Annotated in this window: 15 protein-coding genes and 3 rRNA genes; 11 read left to right on the top strand and 7 right to left on the bottom strand. The window is 67.6% G+C overall.

Annotation, left to right across the window (positions count from 1 at the left end):
- Positions 1-20 precede the first annotated feature (20 nt).
- The 9 genes from OG933_RS23565 (at position 21) to OG933_RS23525 (ending at position 10,737) form a co-directional block, all read left to right on the top strand.
- Positions 21-155, top strand: coding sequence for a hypothetical protein (locus tag OG933_RS23565; RefSeq protein WP_405628812.1), 135 nt, complete (start codon positions 21-23; stop codon positions 153-155).
- The gene (locus OG933_RS23560) at positions 152-1,408 is read left to right on the top strand and encodes a SpoIIE family protein phosphatase (RefSeq protein ID WP_362528744.1); all 1,257 of its coding nucleotides are present in this window, start codon (positions 152-154) and stop codon (positions 1,406-1,408) included. Before OG933_RS23565 ends, OG933_RS23560 begins: the two co-directional genes overlap by 4 nt.
- Positions 1,409-1,702: 294 nt before the next feature.
- Positions 1,703-3,043, top strand: a complete 1,341-nt coding sequence (locus OG933_RS23555; protein ID WP_405628810.1) for a peptidase S8 — start codon at positions 1,703-1,705, stop codon at positions 3,041-3,043.
- Positions 3,044-3,453: 410 nt separating this feature from the next.
- Positions 3,454-3,762: a hypothetical protein gene (locus OG933_RS23550; protein ID WP_003991275.1), complete on the top strand. Its 309-nt coding sequence runs from the start codon at positions 3,454-3,456 to the stop codon at positions 3,760-3,762.
- A 201-nt stretch (positions 3,763-3,963) separates the two neighbouring features.
- Positions 3,964-4,815, top strand: a complete 852-nt coding sequence (locus OG933_RS23545) for a hypothetical protein (protein WP_405628808.1) — start codon at positions 3,964-3,966, stop codon at positions 4,813-4,815.
- Positions 4,805-6,139 (top strand): hypothetical protein, encoded by a 1,335-nt coding sequence (locus OG933_RS23540; protein ID WP_405628806.1) that lies wholly within the window; start codon positions 4,805-4,807, stop codon positions 6,137-6,139. Before OG933_RS23545 ends, OG933_RS23540 begins: the two co-directional genes overlap by 11 nt.
- A complete protein-coding gene (locus OG933_RS23535) occupies positions 6,136-7,695 on the top strand; it encodes an SCO6880 family protein (RefSeq protein ID WP_267022374.1) in 1,560 nt (519 codons plus the stop codon). The genes OG933_RS23540 and OG933_RS23535 overlap by 4 nt, the downstream gene beginning before the upstream one ends.
- A 14-nt stretch (positions 7,696-7,709) precedes the next feature.
- Complete coding sequence (locus tag OG933_RS23530; protein WP_020133082.1) at positions 7,710-9,140, top strand: ATP-binding protein; 1,431 nt, start codon at positions 7,710-7,712, stop codon at positions 9,138-9,140.
- A gap of 19 nt (positions 9,141-9,159) precedes the next feature.
- Positions 9,160-10,737, top strand: a complete 1,578-nt coding sequence (locus tag OG933_RS23525; protein ID WP_405628805.1) for a type VI secretion protein — start codon at positions 9,160-9,162, stop codon at positions 10,735-10,737.
- Here OG933_RS23525 and OG933_RS23520 read toward each other — a convergent pair.
- From OG933_RS23520 to OG933_RS23500, 5 genes are all read right to left on the bottom strand, one after another.
- Positions 10,726-11,295, bottom strand: a complete 570-nt coding sequence (locus OG933_RS23520; protein WP_405628803.1) for a GNAT family N-acetyltransferase — start codon at positions 11,293-11,295, stop codon at positions 10,726-10,728. The two genes, OG933_RS23525 and OG933_RS23520, sit on opposite strands and share 12 nt — an antisense overlap.
- A gap of 62 nt (positions 11,296-11,357) precedes the next feature.
- Positions 11,358-11,474, bottom strand: a 5S ribosomal RNA gene (gene rrf / locus OG933_RS23515).
- A 90-nt stretch (positions 11,475-11,564) separates the two neighbouring features.
- Positions 11,565-14,686: ribosomal RNA gene (locus OG933_RS23510) — 23S ribosomal RNA — on the bottom strand.
- 320 nt (positions 14,687-15,006) lie between these two features.
- Positions 15,007-16,532 (bottom strand): 16S ribosomal RNA (locus OG933_RS23505).
- Together the 16S, 23S and 5S rRNA genes form the textbook arrangement of a ribosomal RNA operon.
- A 667-nt stretch (positions 16,533-17,199) precedes the next feature.
- A complete protein-coding gene (locus tag OG933_RS23500; protein ID WP_020665696.1) occupies positions 17,200-17,766 on the bottom strand; it encodes a MarR family winged helix-turn-helix transcriptional regulator in 567 nt (188 codons plus the stop codon).
- A 190-nt stretch (positions 17,767-17,956) separates the two neighbouring features.
- Here OG933_RS23500 and OG933_RS23495 point away from each other — a divergent pair, with 190 nt between their 5' ends.
- Positions 17,957-19,216, top strand: coding sequence for an MFS transporter (locus OG933_RS23495; RefSeq protein ID WP_020131238.1), 1,260 nt, complete (start codon positions 17,957-17,959; stop codon positions 19,214-19,216).
- A 106-nt stretch (positions 19,217-19,322) separates the two neighbouring features.
- On the opposite strand, the gene OG933_RS23490 is transcribed toward OG933_RS23495, so the two are convergent.
- Together OG933_RS23490 and OG933_RS23485 are read right to left on the bottom strand one after the other, a co-directional pair.
- Complete coding sequence (locus OG933_RS23490; protein ID WP_362536168.1) at positions 19,323-20,975, bottom strand: SpoIIE family protein phosphatase; 1,653 nt, start codon at positions 20,973-20,975, stop codon at positions 19,323-19,325.
- 260 nt (positions 20,976-21,235) lie between these two features.
- Entirely contained in the window at positions 21,236-22,615 is a 1,380-nt protein-coding gene (locus tag OG933_RS23485; RefSeq protein WP_405628801.1) for an NAD(P)/FAD-dependent oxidoreductase, read from the bottom strand.
- 381 nt (positions 22,616-22,996) lie between these two features.
- On the opposite strand from OG933_RS23485, the gene OG933_RS23480 reads away from it, so the two are divergent.
- Positions 22,997-23,764 carry a helix-turn-helix domain-containing protein gene (locus OG933_RS23480; protein ID WP_362536164.1) on the top strand — a complete coding sequence of 256 codons (768 nt, stop codon included), beginning with the start codon at positions 22,997-22,999 and terminating at the stop codon, positions 23,762-23,764.
- The last annotated feature ends 147 nt before the right edge of the window (positions 23,765-23,911 follow it).

Raw genomic sequence — 23,911 nt, 5'->3', positions numbered from 1 at the left:
GCTCTGCGAGAATATGACGTATGACTGCACGTCGAATGACCGTGCGGAGCGGAAGCCGGCCGGTCGCCCCGGACGCGAACGGCCACCGCCACCTGGCCGCCGCGCCGGAGGAAACGGCTGCCGCGATCACCCACTGCGTCACAGCGGCACGATGACGGGCGGGACCGGCAACGGCGCGAGCGGCGCTCACCCGTCGCCCGAGGAGCGGCCCGGCGACGACCGGGCGGCGTTCTCCGCGCTGCTGGAGGACAGCGTCGAGGACCTGTACGAGCACGCGCCGTGCGGTTTCCTCTCCACTCTGCCGGACGGCACGATCGCAAAGATCAACGCGACCCTGCTGCGGTGGCTCGGCCACGCCCGCGGCGACCTGGTGGGCCGCAGGACGTTCTCCGACCTGCTGACCGTGGGGGGCCGTATCTACCACGAGACCCACTTCGGCCCGCTGCTGCGCATGCAGGGCGAGATCAGCGGGATCGCCCTGGAACTCGAGGCGGCCGACGGCAGCCGTCTGCCCGTGCTGGTCACCTCCACGGTCAAGTCCGACAGCGACGGACAGCCGGTGATGATCCGCACCACCGTCTTCGACGCCCGCGACCGGCGCGCCTACGAGACCGAACTGCTGCGCGCCCGGCAGCAGGCGGAGGACGAGCGCGCGGAGCTGATGCGCCTCAACGCCACCCTCCAGCAAACGCTGTTGCCTCCGGCGCTGGTGAGTGTGCCCGGACTGGACGTGGCCGCGCACTACCACATCGCCTCCCCCGACAAGGTCGGGGGCGACTTCTACGATCTCTTCCCGCTCGCCGCGGGGACCTGGGGACTGTTCCTGGGCGACGTCTGCGGCAAGGGCGCCGCGGCCGCGGCGGTCACCTCCCTGGCCCGCTACACCCTGCGCGCCGCCGCGGTCTACGACCCGGACCCGGCCGCCGTCCTGACCAACCTCAACACCGTGCTCAACCACGAGTACAACGGCGACGACCCCCGCTTCTGCACCGTCATCTTCGGACTGCTCACCCCCGACACCGATCACGGCGGGTTCCGCATCACCCTGGCCGGCGGCGGCCACCCCCCGGCCCTGCTCCTGCGGGCGGACGGAAGCGTGGCCCACCTGGACACCCCCGGCGGACAGCTCATCGGCGTCCTGCCCGACGCCCATATCGCCACCACCACCGTCCACCTCGTGGCGGGCGACACCCTGCTGCTCCACACCGACGGCCTCACCGAGGCCCACACGGCCGCGAACAGCGACGACGACCGCTACGGGGACGAGGCGCTCCTCGACTTCGCCCGAGCTCTCGCGCCCACCACCGCGACCGACACCGTCGCCGCGATCCGTGAGCTGCTCGACACCTTCGGCACCGGCGTCGACGACGACACGGCGGTCCTCGCCATCAGCGTGCCCCGGCCCTGAGGCGCCGAGGCGACGACGCCGCAGCCCCCGCACGTCCCCACGGCCCGGCCGCGCCGACCCGTCCGAGGTCAAGCGCCGGCCATCGCCGCACCATCCGCCCGCCATTGATCAGCAATCCCCGAACCCCCTTCAGTATTGCGGAAGTCAGGATTCCGCCACCCATCTTGTTGTCGCGTACTCAACAAGGGAACAGTCGTCCGCGGGCCGCCGCCCGCCACCGGGGACCACGTACCGGTGGCACGCACCACCCCCCACCCGCACCGCCCCTGTCACCCCATCTTCAGGAGCTGTCCGTTGCGTACGACGACTTCCCCCAACTCCTCGGCCATATCCGGCAGATGGCGCCGCATCGGCGCCTCGGCCCTCGGCACCGCCGCCCTCGTGCTCGCCGGATTCGGCACCGCGGCCCACGCGAGCGCGGCACCCACGACCCCCACCAAGACCACGCCCACCAAGGTCACTTGGGCAGCCACCCCCTGTGCCACCCCCCAGCACAAGGGCGACCTGGCCTGTCACTCCTTCCGCGTGACCGGCGGCACCACGGCCTTCCAGAAGGAACGCGCCGCCGAGACCGGCAGGACCGCCGCGGTCACCCCGAAGGCCGCCGCCGCGACCCCCACCGGCTACGGCCCGTCCGACCTCCAGGACGCCTACGGCCTGACCGACGCGGCCTCGGCCGACGGCTCCGGCGAGACCATCGCGATCGTCGACGCCTACGACGACCCCAACGCCGCCGCCGACCTCGCCAAGTACCGCACGTACTACGGCCTCCCCGCCTGCACGGTCGCGGGCGGCTGCTTCAAGAAGGTGAGCCAGAGCGGCTCCACCACCTCCCTCCCCAGCGCCGACAGCGGCTGGGCCGAGGAGGAGTCACTCGACCTCGACATGGCCAGCGCCGTCTGCCCGAACTGCAACATCCTGCTCGTCGAGGCCACCTCCGCGTCCATGGCCAACCTCGGCAAGGCCGTGAACGAGGCCGTGGCCCTGGGCGCCAAGTTCGTCTCCAACAGCTACGGCGGCTCGGAGTCCTCCTCGGACACGTCGTACGACACCTCGTACTTCAAGCACGCGGGCGTCGCCATCACCGTCAGCGCCGGCGACGAGGGCTACGGCGCCGAATACCCGGCCGCCTCCAAGTACGTGACGTCTGTCGGCGGCACCGCCCTGTCCACGTCCTCCACGACCCGCGGCTGGACCGAGAAGGTCTGGAACACCAGCTCCACCGAGGGCACCGGCTCCGGCTGCTCCGCCTACGACACCAAGCCGACCTGGCAGACCGACACCGGCTGCTCCAAGCGGACCGTCTCCGACGTCTCGGCCGTGGCCGACCCGGCGACCGGCGTCTCGGTCTACGACTCCTACGGCGTCACCGCCGGCTGGTACACCTTCGGCGGCACCAGCGCCTCCGCGCCCATCATCGCCGCGGTCTACGCCCTCGCCGGCACCCCGGGCAGCAGCGACTACCCGGCCTCCTACCCCTACGCGGCCGCCGGCACCTCCGCCCTGAACGACGTCACCAGCGGCAGCAACGGCACCTGCTCCTCGAGCGCCGCCTACCTCTGCACCGCCAAGTCGGGCTACGACGGCCCCACCGGCCTCGGCACCCCGCAGGGCACGGACGCCTTCACCGGCTGACCTGCCGTCAGGCGAAAGCCACAACAGAACAGCCACCGTGGGCCGTGGGGGCCACACGTGGTGAAAGGACGAACGGGCCTCGGCATCCAGCCGTGGCCCGTTCGCCATGCCCGGTGTGCGCAACGTCATGAGAACATCGAAACGTACGCTCACCCGACCAGCCGTCAGAAACGGCGCAGGGCCGTGAAGTGGGCTAACGACGGAACCACACCACAGGTTCCGCTCCGGCCTCATTGCCCGGCGTGACCTGCCGTGATACACAGAGTGACCATACGAGCTATTCGTACGACTCCCGTCCGCCAATGGCGCCAAGTCGACATACGACGGCGACTTTGTCGGCGAGAATGAGGCGTGACCTCTGCACACCCGCAGAGGAACTGCGGAACTACCCATCAGGGGCGGTGACTTACATGCTGTTCGCGGCCGACAAAGGCGATATCAACACCATCATCGGTGGGATCGCTCCGGACTGGGGGCCCTTCGGCAGCCTGGGCAACGAGGCCAAGGTGATGATCGAGGTCGTGATGGCGGTCGCCATCCTCCTCTGCCTCGGCATCGCCATCTGGGGCGCGGCCAAGCAGCGCATCGGCGCGACCGCCCTGCGGGACACCTTCAGCGCGGAACAGGGCAAGGGCCTCATCATCGCCGGGCTGACAGGGGTCTTCATCATCGGCTCCCTCGGGACGCTGTTCACCATCGTGTACGGCATGGCCGTGTAGCCGCGGCCTGCGCACCACCCCCAGTACCGTCCGGGCACGCCCGGCCCGCCACCCCCACCCACCTGTCGTGCCCACCGGCTGAGGTTGCGTTTCCCTGATGTCCCTGATGTCGAGTCACCACACCGCGCCCGCGCGGGAACCAGCACGGCTACCGTCGTACTTGTACGCGTCCCGGTACGGCAGCGAGGGGGCCTACGCGGCATGACTCCCGGCGACGAACACGACTACGGCGAATCCGCGCGCTCCGACGAGGGTCACGGGTACGGCAGGACCCGCCTCCGGCTGCCCGAGAACGACCCCTACGGCGGCGCCCGCAGAGGCGGCCGTTCGTCCTCACGGAGCCTGGTCACGGTGGTCGGCGTCGTCGTCCTCCTCATCGCGGCGATCGCCTTCGCGAACCGCGGAGGAGACGATTCCCCTTCCACCTCGGCCAGCGGCACGACCGGCGACAAGCCGGACGCGACCAGCACGGCGCCCACCGGCACGAAGCCGGTGGACGCGAAGACGGGCGGCATCCCGACGGGGTACGCGCACGATGCTCAAGGTGCTCAGAGCGCTGCGGCCAACTACGCCGTGGCCCTGGGCTCGGCGGACATGTTCATCACGGACCTGCGGCACCAGATCGTCGACACGGTGTACGCGCCCGCCATCGCCGTCTCCAAACAGGCCGCGCTGGACACCGCGTACTCGAGCGAGACCTTCCTCGGCAACATCGGGCTCGACAAGAACGGCACCGCCCCGGACGGCCAGTCCTTCGTGTCCCGGGTCATCCCCGTCGGCACCAAGGTGACGGCGTCCAGCGCGAGCAACGCAACCGTCGAGGTCTGGTACACCTCGCTCTTCGGTCTTTCGGGCGAAGCCTCGACCAACCCCGTCTCCGAGAGCTGGTTCACCACCACCTACCAGCTCCAGTGGACCAGCAACGACTGGAAGGTCACCGACTTCCAGCAGAAGGACGGGCCCGTCCCGGTCGGGCGCGATCAGCAGGCCTCCACCGCCGACGACATGACGAAGGCCGTCGAGGAGTTCGGAGGGTTCACCTATGCGCGCTAAGCACCTCTCCCTCAAGGTGACGGCCGCCCTGGCCGCCGTTCAGACGACCGCGGTACTGACGGCCACCCGCGCCTTCGCCGCGCCCACGCCCAGCCCGTCCCCCTCCACCTCCCCGAGTGACAGCGCGTGCAGCGAACTCATCCGGGGCCCCGCCAGGGACTACTGCGAAAAGGGCGAGAACCCCTCGTCGACGACCAACCCCGGCGTCTCCGACACCCTCGACCCCCTCTCCTCCCTCGCCAAGGGCTGTGCCGACGCCGCGTCCTGGACCGTCGACAAGCTCAGCGAGGCCGTCAAGGACACCGCGAACGTCGACTTCACCAACGAGCGGTTCCTCAAGCAGTACGCCGTCGTCTTCGCCGCCTCGACCGTCCTGACCCTCCTGCTGTGGCTGCTGGCCGTCGCCAAGAGGGCGGTGCGCGGAGTCCCCCTCACCACCGCCATCGGCGAAGCCGTCGGCTTCCTCTGGCTGACCGTCCTGGCCTCCGCCTTCACCCCCCTCATCCTCTACACGGTCGTATCCGCCACCGACGGCATCACCGACGTCCTCGCGAAGACCACCGGCAACCAGACCGACACGTTCTTCGGCACCTTCTCCGCAGCCCTGTCCAAGGGCGAGGACATCGGCGGCGGCCCGATCATGCTGATCGTGGTGTCCCTGGTGTCGATCCTCGCGGCCGGAGTGCTGTGGCTGGAGCTCGTCATCCGGGCCGCCCTGCTCTACGTGGGTGCCCTGCTCGGCACCGTCGTCTACGCGGGCCTGGTCGACAAGAACCTGTGGAGCCACGTCCGCCGCTGGGCCGGCATCATGATCGCCGTCATCCTGGTCAAACCGGTCATCGTGATCGTGCTCGGCCTCGCCGGGGCACTGTCCACCGCCGACGGCCCGAACGCCTTCTCCGCCGTCGTCTCCGGCCTCTCCATCATCCTGCTCGCCATCTTCGCCAGCGCGATGATCTACCGCTTCGTCCCCGGCTTCGGCGACGAGATCGCGGGCTCCCGCAACAACCGCATCATGCAGGGCGCCGAGGGCAAGGCGGCGGCCGTCATCAGCTCCCCGGCGACCCTCGTCGCCCAGGGCATCAAGGCGCACAGCACCCGTGCGGACAACAACGGCGGCGGCCAGTCCGGGTCCTCCGGCGCCCGCCCCTCCAACCCCGCCTCCGGCGGAGTCGCCGCGCACAGTTCGCGCACCCCGAACGGGGGCGGCGGATCTGTCCCCTCCGCCGCACCCGCTCCCCGCGCGAGCAGCCCGGTCAACACCCCGCACGCGAGCAACACCCGCAACAGCAGCAACAACCGCACGGGAGGTGAAGGGCGTTGACGGCTGATTCCCACGTGTCCCACGCGATCACGCCCCGCCGTACATATCTGATCGGCCGCGCCCGGCCGAACGCGATCGTCGGCCGCAACCGCGAGACCGGCGAGATCGCGCTCATCGTCGTCGGCGCGTTCCTCGGCATGATGTGCGGCCTTCTCGTCCCCGTCCTCGCCCTGCGGATCGTGCTGCTCAGCGGCTTCCCGATGATCGCGCTGGCCGCGGTCTACGTGCCGTACAAGCACCGCACGTTCTACAAGTGGTTCGAGATCAACCGCAGCTACAAGCGCACCCTGCGCCAGGGCACGGCCTACCGCTCGACGGTCATGGAGGCGGGCACCCGGCTCGACGGCCAGGAGATCGAGATCGGCCCGCCCCCGGGCATCGGCCGCATCAGCTGGCTGGCCGCCCCCTTCGGCCCCGACGAGATCGCCGTACTCCTGCACGCCGACCGCCGCACGGTGACGGCCGCCATCGAGATCGAGGGCCCGGGCGTCGGCCTGCGCGACAGCGAGGACCAGGAAGCCCTCGTCGACCGCTTCGGCACCCTCCTCAAGCACGTGGCGAACGGCGACGGCTTCGTCACCCGCATCCAGATGCTCGCCCGCACCCTCCCCGCCGACCCCGACGCCCACGCCAAGGACGTCGCCGTCCGCGGGGACGAGAAATCCCCCGACTGGCTGGCCCGCTCCTACGACCAGCTCCAGTCCATGGTGTCCACGAGCAGCGAGCAGCACCGCGCCTACCTCGTCGCCTGTATGCACTACACCCGCGAACTGGCCGCCGAGGCCCATGCCATGGCCCGCGCCGCCCGCCCCCGGTCGGGCCGCAAACTGGACCGCGACGCGGGCCTGGCGGTGGTCATGGCCCGCGAGCTGACGGACATCTGCTCCCGCCTCCAGGAGGCGGACATCCGCGTCCGCCAGCCCCTGGGCCAGGGCCGGCTGTCCTCCCTCGTCCACTCCATGTACGACCCGGACCACCCCATCGACCACATCCAGGCGATGACCAAGCGCAACGCCTGGCCGGCCGAGCTGGACGCCATGGAGCCGACGTACCTCCAGGCCAAGACCCGCGAGTCGTCGACCCGTGCCCCGTGGTGCCATGCCACGGCCTGGGTGAAGGAGTGGCCGATGACCCCGGTGGGCGTCAACTTCCTGGCACCGCTCCTCGTCCACACCCCGGACGTCATCCGTACCGTCGCCGTGACCATGGACCTCGAACCCACCGAGGTCGCCATCGAACGCATGCTGACGGAGAAGACGAACGACGACGCCGAGGCGAGCCGGGCCGCCAAGATGAACCGCACCGTCGACCCCCGCGACGTGGCCGCCCACTCCCGGCTGGACCAGCGCGGCGAGGACCTGGCGTCCGGCGCGGCCGGCGTGAACCTGGTCGGCTACATCACCGTCTCCTCCCGCAATCCCGAGGCCCTCGCCCGCGACAAACGGACGATAAGGGCGTCGGCCGGCAAGTCGTACCTGAAGCTGGAGTGGTGCGACCGAGAGCACCACCGGGCGTTCGTGAACACCCTCCCGTTCGCCACCGGAATCCGAAGGTAGGGGCTGATGAGCTGATGCGGGATCCGCTGTCCGTCCTCACGGACGCCTTCACCTCCTTCCTCTTCGGCAAGGTCGAGACGACCCGGCTGCCGGTGCGCACCTCCACGGGCCAGGCCCAGGCGGTGTACCTGCCGACGGCCGCCCCCGGCCTCGGCGACTCCGGCGTCATCATCGGCCGCGAGGTCTACTCCGGGAAGGGCTACATCTACGACCCCTTCCAGCTGTACGGCCAGCAGCTCCCCGCCCCGCACTGGCTGGTCCTCGGCGAGTCCGGGAACGGCAAGTCGGCGCTGGAGAAGACCTACGTCATGCGCCAGCTGCGCTTCCGCGACCGCCAGGTCGTCGTCCTGGACGCCCAGGGCGAGGACGGCGTCGGCGAATGGAACCTCATCGCGCAGGCGATGGGAATAACTCCTATCCGTCTGGACCCGGCCGCCGCCCTGGACCACGGCATCCGCCTCAACCCGCTGGACCCGTCGATCACCACGACCGGCCAGCTCGCGCTGCTGCGCACCATCATCGAGGTGGCGATGGGCCACGGCCTGGACGAGCGCTCGGGCTTCGCGCTCAAGGTCGCCCACGCCTACGTCAACGAGACGATCGTGGAGCGCCAGCCCGTCCTGACCGACATCGTCGAACAGCTGCGCCACCCCGAACCGGAGTCGGCGGAGGCGATGAACGTCGCCATAGACGACGTACGGGCCTGGGGCCTGGACGTGGCACTGGTCCTGGACCGCCTGGTCGACGGCGACCTCAGGGGCATGTTCGACGGCCCCACGACGGTGGGCATCGACCTGGACGCTCCGCTGATCGTGTTCGATCTGTCCCACATCGACCGCAACTCGATCGCCATGCCGATCCTGATGGCGATCGTCGGGGTCTGGCTGGAGCACACCTGGATCCGCCCCGACCGGAAGAAGCGCATCTTCCTGGTCGAGGAGGCCTGGCACATCATCAACAGCCCGTTCGTGGCCCAGCTGTTCCAGCGACTGCTGAAGTTCGGCCGTCGCCTCGGCCTGTCGTTCGTGGCGGTCGTCCACCACCTGTCCGACGTGGTGGACGGAGCGGCGGCGAAGGAGGCCGCGGCCATCCTGAAGATGGCGTCGACCCGGACCATCTACGCCCAGAAGGCGGACGAGGCGAGGGCGACGGGCCGGGTCATCGGCCTGCCCAGATGGGCGGTGGAGATCATCCCCACCCTCACCCCGGGCATCGCGGTCTGGGACGTCAACGGCAATGTGCAGGTGGTGAAACACCTGATCACCGAGACGGAACGGCCACTCGTCTTCACCGACCGGGCGATGACGGAATCCTCCACCGACCGCACCATGTCCGACGACGACGCACTGCTCGCCGCCGAACTGGAACAGGAACGACGAGCGGCGGCCTTCATGGAACAGCACCTGGCCGACTTGGACGGCTCGTCCGAGTCGACGGTGGCGTAACGCGGGAGAGGGGGTCGCCATGAGACCGGGAGACGAGCAGCGCCGCGACCCCGGCCACGGCCAGGGAGGCATCCCCGACGGCCTGTTGGTCGGGATACTCGCCTTCCTGCTCGGCATGACCCTGCTGGTCTGGACGGCGACCGGCCTGGCGGCCCTCTTCGCGCACGGTTCCTGGCCCGCGGGCGTCACCTTCACCCGCACCCCGCTGGCCATGCGCCACCTCATCGCCCGGCCCCACGACATCCCCGGCGCCTGGCCCGAAGCGGAGGCGGCGGACTTCTCGGGCTACGGGCTGTTCTGGGGCCTGTTCATCGGCCAGGTGATGATCCTGCTCGTCCTCACGGTGTTCGTGATGGGGACACTCGCCCGATGGCGGGCGGTACGAGCGAGGAAGCGCGCAGACCTGGCACCGGCTCCGACGCCGGTCCAGGAGACCGTGACGCCACCGACGCAACACGAGGTGCCGACCCAACGCGTCGAGGCCGCCCCCAGGACGGACGCCGAGCCGCCCACACCGACGCAGTCCCTTCAGCCGACGCCGGCCCCGTCGGCCGCCTCGCTCTCACCGTCCCTCCAACCGCAACAGCAACAACAGCCCTCGACATCCGCTGCCGCCGCCCTGTTCCCGGCTGTTCCAGGTGAACGGGCTGCCGGATGGGAAGCCAACCGCTTCGAGGGCGCGGCGCACTACGCCCCGCCGGAGACCCGCCACGCGACCGCGATCCAGGCCATCCGGGACGCCGAGGGCCCCGCGGTCATCCTCACCTCCAGCCCCACCCTCTGGCAGGAGACCAAGGACGCCCGAGCCAAACTGGGCCCGGTCCACCTCTACGACCCCGGCCACCTCTGCGACACCCCGGCCCGCCTCCACTGGTCCCCCACCACGGGCTGCGAGGACAAACAGACCGCGATCTCGCGCGCGACGGCACTCCTCGCCCCCGTACGTCCCACCTCGCGGCTCGACCAGGCGGTCAGCGACACCGCCGAAACCCTCCTGCGCAGCTACCTGCACGCCGCGGCGATCGACGGCCGCACCATCCGCCATGTCCACCGCTGGTCCCAGGGCACCGGCATCCAGGAAGCCGTCCGCACCCTCCGGACCAACCCGAAGGCCGCCCCGGGCGCGGCGGGCGAACTCGAAGCCGCCCTCACCGCCCACCCCGAACGCCGGGACATCGCCCAGGAACTGACTTCCCGTGCCCTCTCCGCCTTGTCCACGGTCAACATCCGCGAGGCGTGCACTCCCAACCGAACTGACGCCCTTGCCTTGGATTCCTTCGTGGACGAAGGGGGAAGTCTTTATGTGCTCGGTGAATCAATCGAGGACCCCAGGACCAGTCCCGGCGCGATGCCGCTCCTGACGGCCCTCGTCTCCAGCGTGGTCGAGCGCGGCCGGCGCATGGCCGAACGGTCATCCTCCGGTCGCCTCGACCCACCAATGTCCCTGGTGCTCGACGATGTGGCGGCCGTGGCCCCCATCCCCCAGCTCCCGGACCTGTTGGCCACCGGCACCGACCGGGGCCTGCCGACCCTGGCCCTGCTCCGCTCCCGCGAACAGGCCAAGGCCCGCTGGCCGCACCACGACCTACCGGTCTGACGCCTCGGGACGCTCGAGGACGAACTCGTACTCGGTCTCCGTCTCCCCGGTCCCCTGCCCCAACGGCACGGTCCGCCCGCTCGGTATGAACCCCGCCTTGCGGTACGCCCCCTGCGCCCGCGCGTTCTTCTCGTGGACGATGAGCCGCACCCGCTCGACCCCCAACTCCCAGGCCCAGTCGACGGCGGCGTCGAGCAGCGCCCGCGTCATCCCGCCGCCACGCCACTCGTCCCGCACATAGACCCCGACGATGTGCCCCTGCCGCCGTTCTACGGGGAAACCGGCCCAGTCGACGGTCCCCGCTTCCTCCAGGAGCAGGGTGACCGTCCCCGCCCACTGCCCGTCCTCCGCCTCGGCGACGAACTGCCGTACGCCGGCAGTCCCCTCGGCCGCTCCCGCCGCCCGCTCCTGCCAGAAGGAGTCGGGCCGCACCGCAGCAGCCTCATATGTCTCCAGAAAGGCCAGCGGTGCCACCGGATCCCTGAGTGCGAGCAACCGCAGGTCCTTCACCAGGGCCCACTCTTCAGCCCGCACGACCCGAACCACATACGTGTACATAGAATGCACCGTAACGCAGAAAACCCCCGCACCGTGAGGTGCGGGGGTTTCCCGTAATATTTGTTCGGCGGTGTCCTACTCTCCCACAGGGTCCCCCCTGCAGTACCATCGGCGCTGTAAGGCTTAGCTTCCGGGTTCGGAATGTAACCGGGCGTTTCCCTCACGCTATGACCACCGAAACACTATGAAACTGTCCAGCCGCACCATGCCGTGACCATGGCATGGGGCCGTTCGTGGTTTCAGAACCAACACAGTGGACGCGAGCAACTGAGGACAAGCCCTCGGCCTATTAGTACCAGTCAGCTTCACCCATTACTGGGCTTCCACATCCGGCCTATCAACCCAGTCGTCTACTGGGAGCCTTAACCCCTCAAGGGGGTGGGAATACTCATCTCGAAGCAGGCTTCCCGCTTAGATGCTTTCAGCGGTTATCCCTCCCGAACGTAGCCAACCAGCCATGCCCTTGGCAGAACAACTGGCACACCAGAGGTTCGTCCGTCCCGGTCCTCTCGTACTAGGGACAGCCCTTCTCAATATTCCTGCGCGCGCAGCGGATAGGGACCGAACTGTCTCACGACGTTCTAAACCCAGCTCGCGTACCGCTTTAATGGGCGAACAGCCCAACCCTTGGGACCGACTCCAGCCCCAGGATGCGACGAGCCGACATCGAGGTGCCAAACCATCCCGTCGATATGGACTCTTGGGGAAGATCAGCCTGTTATCCCCGGGGTACCTTTTATCCGTTGAGCGACGGCGCTTCCACAAGCCACCGCCGGATCACTAGTCCCGACTTTCGTCCCTGCTCGACCCGTCGGTCTCACAGTCAAGCTCCCTTGTGCACTTACACTCAACACCTGATTGCCAACCAGGCTGAGGGAACCTTTGGGCGCCTCCGTTACTCTTTAGGAGGCAACCGCCCCAGTTAAACTACCCATCAGACACTGTCCCTGATCCGGATCACGGACCCAGGTTAGACATCCAGCACGACCAGAGTGGTATTTCAACGGCGACTCACCGTGAACTGGCGTCCACGTTTCAAAGTCTCCCACCTATCCTACACAAGCCGAACCGAACACCAATATCAAACTGTAGTAAAGGTCCCGGGGTCTTTCCGTCCTGCTGCGCGAAACGAGCATCTTTACTCGTAGTGCAATTTCACCGGGCCTATGGTTGAGACAGTCGAGAAGTCGTTACGCCATTCGTGCAGGTCGGAACTTACCCGACAAGGAATTTCGCTACCTTAGGATGGTTATAGTTACCACCGCCGTTTACTGGCGCTTAAGTTCTCAGCTTCGCCACCCCGAAGAGTGACTAACCGGTCCCCTTAACGTTCCAGCACCGGGCAGGCGTCAGTCCGTATACATCGCCTTACGGCTTCGCACGGACCTGTGTTTTTAGTAAACAGTCGCTTCTCGCTGGTCTCTGCGGCCACCCCCAGCTCGAGCAGCAAGTGCTCTCACCAGACGTGGCCCCCTTCTCCCGAAGTTACGGGGGCATTTTGCCGAGTTCCTTAACCATAGTTCACCCGAACGCCTCGGTATTCTCTACCTGACCACCTGAGTCGGTTTAGGGTACGGGCCGCCATGAAACTCGCTAGAGGCTTTTCTCGACAGCATAGGATCATCCACTTCGCCACAATCGGCTCGGCATCAGGTCTCAGACTATGTGAACGGCGGATTTGCCTACCGTTCGTCCTACACCCTTACCCCGGGACAACCACCGCCCGGGATGGACTACCTTCCTGCGTCACCCCATCACTCACCTACTGCAAGTCTGGTTCGTCGGCTCCACCACTTTCCTTTCCCCGAAGGGTCCGGAACGGCTTCACGGACTTAGCATCGCCTGGTTCGATGTTTGACGCTTCACAGCGGGTACCGGAATATCAACCGGTTATCCATCGACTACGCCTGTCGGCCTCGCCTTAGGTCCCGACTTACCCTGGGCAGATCAGCTTGACCCAGGAACCCTTAGTCAATCGGCGCACACGTTTCTCACGTGTGTATCGCTACTCATGCCTGCATTCTCACTCGTGAACCGTCCACAACTCGCTTCCGCGGCTGCTTCACCCGGCACACGACGCTCCCCTACCCATCACAGCGGGCGTTGGCCCTATAGCTGCAATGACACGACTTCGGCGGTACGCTTGAGCCCCGCTACATTGTCGGCGCGGAATCACTAGACCAGTGAGCTATTACGCACTCTTTCAAGGGTGGCTGCTTCTAAGCCAACCTCCTGGTTGTCTGTGCGACTCCACATCCTTTCCCACTTAGCGTACGCTTAGGGGCCTTAGTCGATGCTCTGGGCTGTTTCCCTCTCGACCATGGAGCTTATCCCCCACAGTCTCACTGCCGCGCTCTCACTTACCGGCATTCGGAGTTTGGCTAAGGTCAGTAACCCGGTAGGGCCCATCGCCTATCCAGTGCTCTACCTCCGGCAAGAAACACACGACGCTGCACCTAAATGCATTTCGGGGAGAACCAGCTATCACGGAGTTTGATTGGCCTTTCACCCCTAACCACAGGTCATCCCCCAGGTTTTCAACCCTGGTGGGTTCGGTCCTCCACGAAGTCTTACCTCCGCTTCAACCTGCCCATGGCTAGATCACTCCGCTTCGGGTCTTGAGCGTGCTACTGAAACGCCCTATTCGGACTCGCTTTCGCTACGGCTTCCCCACTCGGGTTAACCTCGCAACACACCGCAAACTCGCAGGCTCATTCTTCAAAAGGCACGCAGTCACGACGCATTGAGTAAACTCAATGCGCGACGCTCCCACGGCTTGTAGGCACACGGTTTCAGGTACTATTTCACTCCGCTCCCGCGGTACTTTTCACCATTCCCTCACGGTACTATCCGCTATCGGTCACCAGGGAATATTTAGGCTTAGCGGGTGGTCCCGCCAGATTCACACGGGATTTCTCGGGCCCCGTGCTACTTGGGTGTCTCTCAAACGAGCCGTTGACGTTTCGACTACGGGGGTCTTACCCTCTACGCCGGACCTTTCGCATGTCCTTCGCCTACATCAACGGTTTCTGACTCGTCTCACAGCCGGCAGACTGTGAAAGAGAGATCCCACAACCCCGTACACGCAACCCCTGCCGGGTCTCACACGTATACGGTTTGGCCTCATCCGGTTTCGCTCGCCACTACTCCCGGAATCACGGTTGTTTTCTCTTCCTGCGGGTACTGAGATGTTTCACTTCCCCGCGTTCCCTCCACACTGCCTATGTGTTCAGCAGCGGGTGACAGCCCATGACGACTGCCGGGTTTCCCCATTCGGAAACCCCCGGATCAAAGCCTGGTTGACGACTCCCCGGGGACTATCGTGGCCTCCCACGTCCTTCATCGGTTCCTGGTGCCAAGGCATCCACCGTGCGCCCTTAAAAACTTGGCCACAGATGCTCGCGTCCACTGTGCAGTTCTCAAACAACGACCAGCCACCCATCACCCCGAACCCTTAACGGATCCGAGTGCACTGGGGCCGGCACTGAAGGCAGCCATACGGCCATACCCTCAGATACCCAACAGCGTGCCCGGCACCCCCGCCACTCGTGATCAGCTTTCCACGCTCCGAAGAACAGTACTTGCAGCCCGAGATGACTGAGAATGCCGAATAATCAACGTTCCACCCATGAGCAACCAGCATCGGACGTACGCCGATGTACTGGCCTCTGAACCGGCCCCCGAAGGGACAGGCTTAGAAGTGCTCCTTAGAAAGGAGGTGATCCAGCCGCACCTTCCGGTACGGCTACCTTGTTACGACTTCGTCCCAATCGCCAGTCCCACCTTCGACAGCTCCCTCCCACAAGGGGTTGGGCCACCGGCTTCGGGTGTTACCGACTTTCGTGACGTGACGGGCGGTGTGTACAAGGCCCGGGAACGTATTCACCGCAGCAATGCTGATCTGCGATTACTAGCAACTCCGACTTCATGGGGTCGAGTTGCAGACCCCAATCCGAACTGAGACCGGCTTTTTGAGATTCGCTCCACCTCACGGTTTCGCAGCTCTTTGTACCGGCCATTGTAGCACGTGTGCAGCCCAAGACATAAGGGGCATGATGACTTGACGTCGTCCCCACCTTCCTCCGAGTTGACCCCGGCAGTCTCCTGTGAGTCCCCATCACCCCGAAGGGCATGCTGGCAACACAGAACAAGGGTTGCGCTCGTTGCGGGACTTAACCCAACATCTCACGACACGAGCTGACGACAGCCATGCACCACCTGTACACCGACCACAAGGGGGCGCCTGTCTCCAGACGTTTCCGGTGTATGTCAAGCCTTGGTAAGGTTCTTCGCGTTGCGTCGAATTAAGCCACATGCTCCGCTGCTTGTGCGGGCCCCCGTCAATTCCTTTGAGTTTTAGCCTTGCGGCCGTACTCCCCAGGCGGGGAACTTAATGCGTTAGCTGCGGCACCGACGACGTGGAATGTCGCCAACACCTAGTTCCCACCGTTTACGGCGTGGACTACCAGGGTATCTAATCCTGTTCGCTCCCCACGCTTTCGCTCCTCAGCGTCAGTAATGGCCCAGAGATCCGCCTTCGCCACCGGTGTTCCTCCTGATATCTGCGCATTTCACCGCTACACCAGGAATTCCGATCTCCCCTACCACACTCTAGTCTGCCCGTATCGAATGCAGACCCGGGGTTAAGCCCCGGGCTTTCACATCCGACGTGACAGACCGCCTACGAGCTCTTTACGCCCAATAATTCCGGACAACGCTTGCGCCCTACGTATTACCGCGGCTGCTGGCACGTAGTTAGCCGGCGCTTCTTCTGCAGGTACCGTCACTTTCGCTTCTTCCCTGCTGAAAGAGGTTTACAACCCGAAGGCCGTCATCCCTCACGCGGCGTCGCTGCATCAGGCTTTCGCCCATTGTGCAATATTCCCCACTGCTGCCTCCCGTAGGAGTCTGGGCCGTGTCTCAGTCCCAGTGTGGCCGGTCGCCCTCTCAGGCCGGCTACCCGTCGTCGCCTTGGTGAGCCATTACCTCACCAACAAGCTGATAGGCCGCGGGCTCATCCTTCACCGCCGGAGCTTTTAACCCCCACCCATGCGAGTGGAAGTATTATCCGGTATTAGACCCCGTTTCCAGGGCTTGTCCCAGAGTGAAGGGCAGATTGCCCACGTGTTACTCACCCGTTCGCCACTAATCCCCACCGAAGTGGTTCATCGTTCGACTTGCATGTGTTAAGCACGCCGCCAGCGTTCGTCCTGAGCCAGGATCAAACTCTCCGTGAATGTTTACCGGTAATCCGGTCGACACCACGAGAGCGGAACAGCCAGGCGGAATAAGCCCGGCCGTTCACAGCGTCCTCGCTGTGTTTTGTTTCAAAGGAACCTCATCCTCGGCTATCACTGCCGGGGACGGGGTATCAACATATCTGGCGTTGATTTTTGGCACGCTGTTGAGTTCTCAAGGAACGGACGCTTCCTTTGTACTCACCCGAGAGACTCTCTCAGGCTTTCCTCCGGGCGCTTCCCTTCGGTCTTGCGTTTCCGACTCTATCAGATCTTTTCTCGACCCGATTTCCTCGGTGCTTTCCAGGTTCTCGCTTTCGCGTTTCCCTTTCCGGCGGTTCCGACTCTATCAGATCCTTTCGGGCCTGATTCCCAGTCAGAGGGGGCTTGTCTTCCCGGCTGTTGGGCCGTTCCGACGTCTCAAACCTTAGCGGATCCGCTCGGCAGTTCCTAATCGGGCTGCCGACCCCAAATCGAATTGAATTCGGGCACGCCGAATTCGACCCCATGGGGAGATCGTGCTGGTGGTTTGTAGTGCCGCTACTGCGGCGGAGGTGCTGTCGAAGAACCGTTACGGCTCCCTGGCAACCCGAAGAACTTTACGGACCCTGGATGGGGATGTCAACCACCCCTGTCAAGATCTTTTAGCCCGCCCGGGGTGGGCTGCTCAGTCGAGGTCGCTGAGCCGGCCGCCGGCGTCCGGCTGGGCGTGCTCCACCCGGCGCAGGAGTCTGGTCAGGACCTCGCCCAGGACCGTCCGCTCGTCCGCGGAGAGGTCCTGGAGGAGGTCCTCCTCGAAGACCGTCGCCATGCGCATCGCCTCCAGCCACTTCTCGCGACCCTCGGGCGTCAGCTCGACGATCACGCGCACGCGATTGGACTCGTCCCGCTCACGGGTCACCAGTCCTTCGGCGAGCATGCGGTCGATCCGGTGGGTCATCGCGGCCGGCGTCAGGCCGAGGCGCTTGGCCAGATCGCTGGGTCCCAGGCGATAGGGGGCCCCGGAGAGGACCAGTGCCTTGAGGACCTCCCACTCGGCGTTGCTGATGCCGAGGTCCGCGGTCTGGCGGCCATAGGCGACGTTCATCCGGCGGTTCAGGCGGGAGAGCGCCGAGACGATCTTCTCGACCTGGGGGTCGAGGTCCTGGAATTCGCGCTGATAGGCCGCGATCTGCTCTTCGAGGGTCGGCTCGCCGCCGCTGCCGGTGCCGACCGTGCCGGGGGTGTCGCCCATGGGCGCAAGTATCGCACGGGGCTCGTTCGCGTTGAAGTTCTTCGCGGTGTACAGTTTAGCTTCTAACTTTAGCTTCGAAGTCTTCGGCACTAAGTACTGAGGCAGCGGAAGTACTGACGCTGCTCGGGCCCGGTGTACCGACGACGACCACCTGAGAGAGGTGAACGTGACCAGGGCGAGGGGCGCAGCGATGCGCCGGATCCACGTGGGCAACGCACTCAGCGCGTTCGGGCTCGGCTTCACCGTCCCCTACCTGTACGTCTATGTGGCGCAGGTGCGGGGACTGGGGGCCATGACGGCGGGGCTGGTCCTCGCCGTCTTCGCCGTGGCCGCGCTGATCGTGCTGCCGTTCGCCGGCCGGGCGATCGTGCGGCGCGGTCCACTGCCGGTCCTGCTCGCCGCCCTGGTCACCGCCGCGCTGGGCGCGCTGAGCCTGGGGCTCGCCGGCAACGCCACCGCCGTACTGGCCGCCGCGGCCGCGCTCGGCGCCGGGCAGGCCGTGATGCAGCCGGCGCTGGCCACGATGATCGTGGACTGCTCGACCACGGAGACCCGGTCGCGGGCGTTCGCGACGCAGTTCTTCCTTCAGAACCTCGGGCTCGGCGTGGGCGGACTGATCGGTGGGCATCTCGTGGACACCACGCGCGTGTCCTCGTTCACGCTGCTGTTCGCCATCGAGGCGGCGATGTTCCTGCTGCTCGCCGTGGTGCTGTCGACCGTGCGGCTGCCGCACGCTCCGCGGGTCGGGGACGCCCCGCAGGCTGCCGGAGGCAGCTGGAAGCGGTTGCTCGGCAACCGGGCGATGGTGCAGCTGTGTGTGCTGGGCTTCGTGCTGTTCTTCGCCTGCTACGGACAGTTCGAGTCGGGGCTGAGCGCGTACGGGGTCGAGGCCGCCGGGATCTCGACGTCCGCGCTGGGGACCGCGCTCGCCGCCAACACCGCGATGATCGTCGTCGCGCAGTTCGCCGTGCTGAAGTTCGTCGAGCGGCAGAAGCGGTCCCGGGTGATCGCGGCCGTGGGGCTGATCTGGGCCGTCGCGTGGGTCGTCGCCGGGTACGCGGGGCTCGGCCACGGCAGTCGGGAGATGGCGACGGCCGCGTTCGTGTCGACGTACGCGCTGTTCGGGCTGGGCGAGGCGATGTTGTCGCCGACGGTCGCGCCGCTGGTGGCCGATCTGGCGCCGGCCGGTCTGGCGGGACAGTACAACTCGGCGTTCGCCCTGGTGAAGCAGCTCGCGCTGGCCGTCGGGCCGGCGGTGGGCGGGCCGATGGGGGCCTCGCTGCACGCGCCGTACATCGTGACGTTCCTGCTGTTCTCGCTGGGCATCACCTACCTGGCGCTGCGGCTGGGACGGCAGCTGACCGCCGTCCAGGATCAGCCGTGGCTGGCGCGGAAGCGGGTGGTCGCGCGTGGTGGCGCGGTGGCGGAGCCGGTGGCCGCCGAGGCGTGAGGCGGGTGGAGGCGGTCGTCGTCCGAAAGGGCGGCGGCCGCCTTTGCCTTTCCTGTCGGCGGGCGGCCGTGACCCGGCCGGGGCGCCTTCCCCGGCCCTGAGGCCGTCACTCCGCGGGCTTCGGCAGGACGAACTCGCACCAGACGGCCTTTCCGCCGCCCGGGGTGCGGCGGCTGCCCCAGTGGGAGGCGATCGTGGCGACGATGGCGATGCCTCGGCCCGACTCGTCGCCCGGTTCGGCGCGGCGGCGGCGCGGGAGGTGGTCGTCGCCGTCGGTGACCTCGATGATCAGGCGGCGGTCCGTGCGGCGCAGGCGCAGGCGCATGGGCGGGGTGCCGTGCTGGAGGGAGTTGGCGACGAGTTCGCTGGCGGCGAGGACGCCGAGGTCGTGCAGGTCGGGCGGGAAGCGCCAGCTGGTCAGGACACCGGAGGCGAAGGCACGCGCGCGTGGGGCCGCCTCGACGCCGCCCAGGAGCTCCAGGGCCGCGTTGCGGAACAGCTCGCCGTCGGGGCCGGTGCGGGCCGGGTGCTGGAGGACCAGGACGGCGACGTCGTCGTCGTGGTCGGCGGTGACGCCGGCCGAGCGGACCAGCCGGTCGCAGACGACCTGGGGGGTTCCGGTCGCGCCGGACAGGGCGCGCTCCAGGGACGCGATGCCTTCGTCGAGGTCTTCGTCCCTGCGTTCGACCAGGCCGTCCGTGTAGAGGACGGCCGTGGAGCCGGGGCCGAGGGGGATCGAGCCGGAGGCGTGCATCCAGCCGCCGGTGCCCAGGGGCGGGCCGGTGGGTTCGTCGGCGCGCAGGACGGTGCCGTTGTCGTCGCGGACCAGGATGGGCAGGTGGCCCGCGGAGGCGTACACCAGTCGGCCCTCGTTGGGGTCGTGGATGGCGTACACGCAGGTGGCGATCTGATTGGCGTCGATCTCCGCGGCGAGGCCGTCGAGGAGCTGGAGGATCTCGTGCGGGGGCAGGTCGAGGCGGGCGTACGCCCGGACCGCCGTGCGGAGCTGGCCCATGACGGCTGCCGCGCGGACGCCTCGGCCCATGACGTCGCCGATGACGAGGGCGGTGCGGCCGCCTCCGAGGGTGATGACGTCGTACCAGTCGCCGCCGACCGCTGCCTCGGTGCCGCCGGGCTGGTAGGTGGCGGCGATGCGCAGGTCGTCGGGTTCTTCGAGCTCCTGGGGGAGGAGGGAGCGCTGGAGGGTGACGGCGGTCTCGCGCTGGCGGCGTTCGCTGGTTCTGAGTCGTTCGGCGGCTTCGGCGTGGTCGGTGACGTCGGTGGCGAAGATCAGGACGGTGCCCTTGCCGTTGTCCTCGGCGGCCGGGGTGCAGGTGAAGGTGTAGGAGCGGCCGTCGGGGGCCTTGCGGGACTTCAGGGTGCGGGGCTTGCCGCTGCGCAGGGCCTGGTCGAGGAGGGGCATGAGGCCCAGGTCGCGGAGTTCGGGGAGTGCCTCGGAGGCCGGTTCGCCGCAGCGACGTACGCCGAAGGCCGCCGCGTAGGCGTCGTTGACGTAGGCGAGGCGGTGGTCGGGGCCGTGGACGAGGGCGACGAGGGCCGGGACGCGGTCGAGGACCTCACGGACCGGGAGCTCGTCGACGGCGGGCACCGGGGGCGGCTCGTCGGTGAGTCGTTCGGCGCGGGCCGCGGGTACGGAGCCTTCGCTCCGCCGGTCCGTGGTGGTGACCGGGTGCTCGGCTCGCGCGGCGGCGCGGCGCTGCGTTCCGGGGAGCCGGGCGCTCCAGCGCGTGAAGTTCACGAATCCTTGCCTCGTGTAGTCGTCGGCGGCCCGGCTCCGGGCCCGGCCTGGGCTGCGGTGGCCGCGCGGCGGTGGCCGCACATTGTTACAGCACCCGGGGTGTGGAGCACGTGGAACGGCCTCGTGGGTCGGGGGGCGGGTGGTGGCCCGCCGGGAAGGGCTCGGGAGGGACTGGAGCAGGGAGCAGTCTGGCAGTGTGGCCGCCGTCCGGGCCGACATTCGTCAGACGTGGGGGCGGTCGGTGGAGTTCCTGGATCCGGTCAGGACGACCCCTTCGGGTCGCCGGAAGACTCGTCAGAAGGCTTTCCACCGGCAGCGAGTTCGAACTCCGCGCGGGGATGTTCGAGGGATCCCAGGGAAACGATCTCCCGTTTGAAGAGCCCGGAGAGGGTCCATTCGGCGAGCACGCGTGCTTTGCGGTTGAAGGTGGGCACGCGGCTGAGGTGGTACGCGCGGTGCATGAACCAGGCCGGGTAGCCCTTGAGCTTGCGCCCGTAGACGTGGGCGACGCCCTTGTGGAGGCCGAGCGAGGCGACCGAGCCGACGTACTTGTGGGAGTACGGCAGCAGGGGTTCGCCGCGCAGGGAGCGCACGATGTTGTCGGCGAGGACCTTGGCCTGGCGGACGGCGTGCTGGGCGTTCGGGGCGGTCTCCTTGCCTGGCTCGTCGGCCGTCACGTCGGGGACGGCGGCGGCGTCTCCGGCCGCCCACGCGTGCGTGGCGCCGTCGATGGCCAGCTCGGGGGTGCATTTCAGCCGGCCTCGTGCGTTCAGCGGGAGGTCGGTGGCGGCGAGGAGCGGGTGGGGTTTCACGCCGGCGGTCCACACGACCGTACGGGTCGGGAAGCGGGCGCCGTCGCTGAGGACGGCGATGCGGTCGGCGCAGGACTCCAGGCGGGTGTCGAGGCGTACGTCGATGTTGCGGCGGCGCAGTTCGCTGACCGTGTAGCGGCCCATGTCGGCGCCGACCTCCGGCAGGATCCGGTCGGAGGCCTCGACCAGGATCCACTTCAGGTCCTCGGGCTTGACGTTGTGGTAGTAGCGCGTGGTGTAGCGGGCCATGTCCTCCAGCTCGCCGAGCGCCTCCACGCCCGCGTAGCCGCCGCCGACGAAGACGAAGGTGAGGGCGGCGTCGCGGATCGCGGGGTCGCGCGTGGAGGAGGCGATGTCCATCTGTTCGATGACGTGGTTGCGCAGCCCGATGGCTTCCTCGACGGTCTTGAAGCCGATGGCGTGGTCGGCGAGGCCGGGGATGGGCAGCGTGCGGGAGACGGAACCGGGCGCGAGGACGAGTTCGTCGTACGTCAGCTGCTGGGGGCCGGTGCCCTCTTCGTCGGTGGCGAGGGTGGTGAGGGTGGCGCTGCGCTTGGCGTGGTCGACGGCGGTGACCTCGCCGACCACGACCCGGCAGTGGGGCAGGACGCGGCGCAGGGGCACGACGACGTGCCGGGGGGAGATGGAGCCCGCGGCGGCCTCGGGGAGGAAGGGCTGGTACGTCATGTACGGGTCGGGTGTGACGACCGTGATCTCGGCCTCGCCCCGGCCGAGTTCCTGTTTCAGCTTCTGCTGGAGCCGCAGGGCCGTGTACATCCCGACGTAGCCGCCGCCGACAACGAGAATGCGCGCACGTTCCTTCACCATCCCATGACGCACCGGACGCCGGAGTTTGTCCACAGCCCCGACAATTTGTGTGACCGCGAGTCGGGTGTGCGCAGGGTTGGCCGAAACATCGGAGTGCGGGGCAGGAGCGCAGGTCAGCGGCTGTGCGCCGGGGTGCGGGAAGGGGTGCAATCGGGACGTATACGGCCCGTACTCCGATCGGGGGGCGCTCCGTGCGGAACCTGCCCCTTCTGAATTGACTCCCTCTCAACTATGTTCGTGTGTCGACGGGGTGTCAGGGGGAAGTGCTCTGCGGGTCTGCGACGGGTGGGCCCGGGGAGGCCGTCCCCTGTGTTCCACGCCCCCGACTTTCGATGGCGGGGAGAGTCTCCGGGGGGAGACGTCATTACCGGGGGAACATTCATGCACACTCACAATTCGCATTGGTCGTCCACGTCGGCCCTTTCACCAGGCGGCGCGGTCGGTACGGCGGTGGGCAACGGACGCGGAGAAGGCGCGCGGACGGCACCACTGCGGGTGGACGCACAGCGCAATCTGGAGCATGTACTGCGCGCGGCGCGCGAGGTGTTCGGCGAGCTGGGTTACGGCGCGCCGATGGAGGACGTGGCGCGGCGCGCGCGGGTCGGGGTCGGCACGGTGTACCGGCGCTTCCCGAGCAAGGACGTCCTGGTGCGGCGGATAGCCGAGGAGGAGACGTCCCGGCTGACCGATCAGGCGCGGGCGGCGCTCGGCCAGGAGGACGAGCCGTGGTCGGCGCTGTCGCGTTTCCTGCGGACGTCCGTGGCATCCGGCGCCGGGCGGTTGCTGCCGCCGCAGGTGCTGCGGGTCGGCGTCGCGGAGGACGAAGCCGAGGGTGTGCCGGCCGACGAGGCGCGGGTGCCGCAGCAGCGGACCCAGTCGGGCGGCGGTGAACTGCGGCTCGTCGCGGGCGACGGCACGACGGCGGCCGTCGACGACGCCGGAGCGGCGGCGCTGCTCGAGGTCGTCGGCCTGTTGGTGGAGCGGGCGCGGGAGGCGGGCGAACTGCGCACCGACGTGTCGGTGTCGGACGTCCTGCTGGTCATCGCGACGGCGGCGCCCTCGCTGCCGGATCCGGCTCAGCAGGCGGCGGCCTCGGCGCGGCTGCTGGACATCCTGCTGGAGGGCCTGCGGTCGCGTCCCTCTTCGTGAGGGCCGGGCCAGGCGGCTTCGGCGGCCTGCGGGCCGGTGGCTCGAAAGGGTGACGGTGGGCGGGGGTGGCGCGTGCCCCCCGCCCTCGTCCACCGCGTCGGATATTCGCGACATTCCCGGCAGGGAGCTCAACTGCTGCCCGTGGCA

Origin of the sequence: Streptomyces sp. NBC_00016 (assembly GCF_045040885.1) — a bacterium.
GTDB classification, from domain to species: domain Bacteria; phylum Actinomycetota; class Actinomycetes; order Streptomycetales; family Streptomycetaceae; genus Streptomyces; species Streptomyces coriariae.
This window is presented reverse-complemented; position numbering and strand designations above follow the sequence as displayed.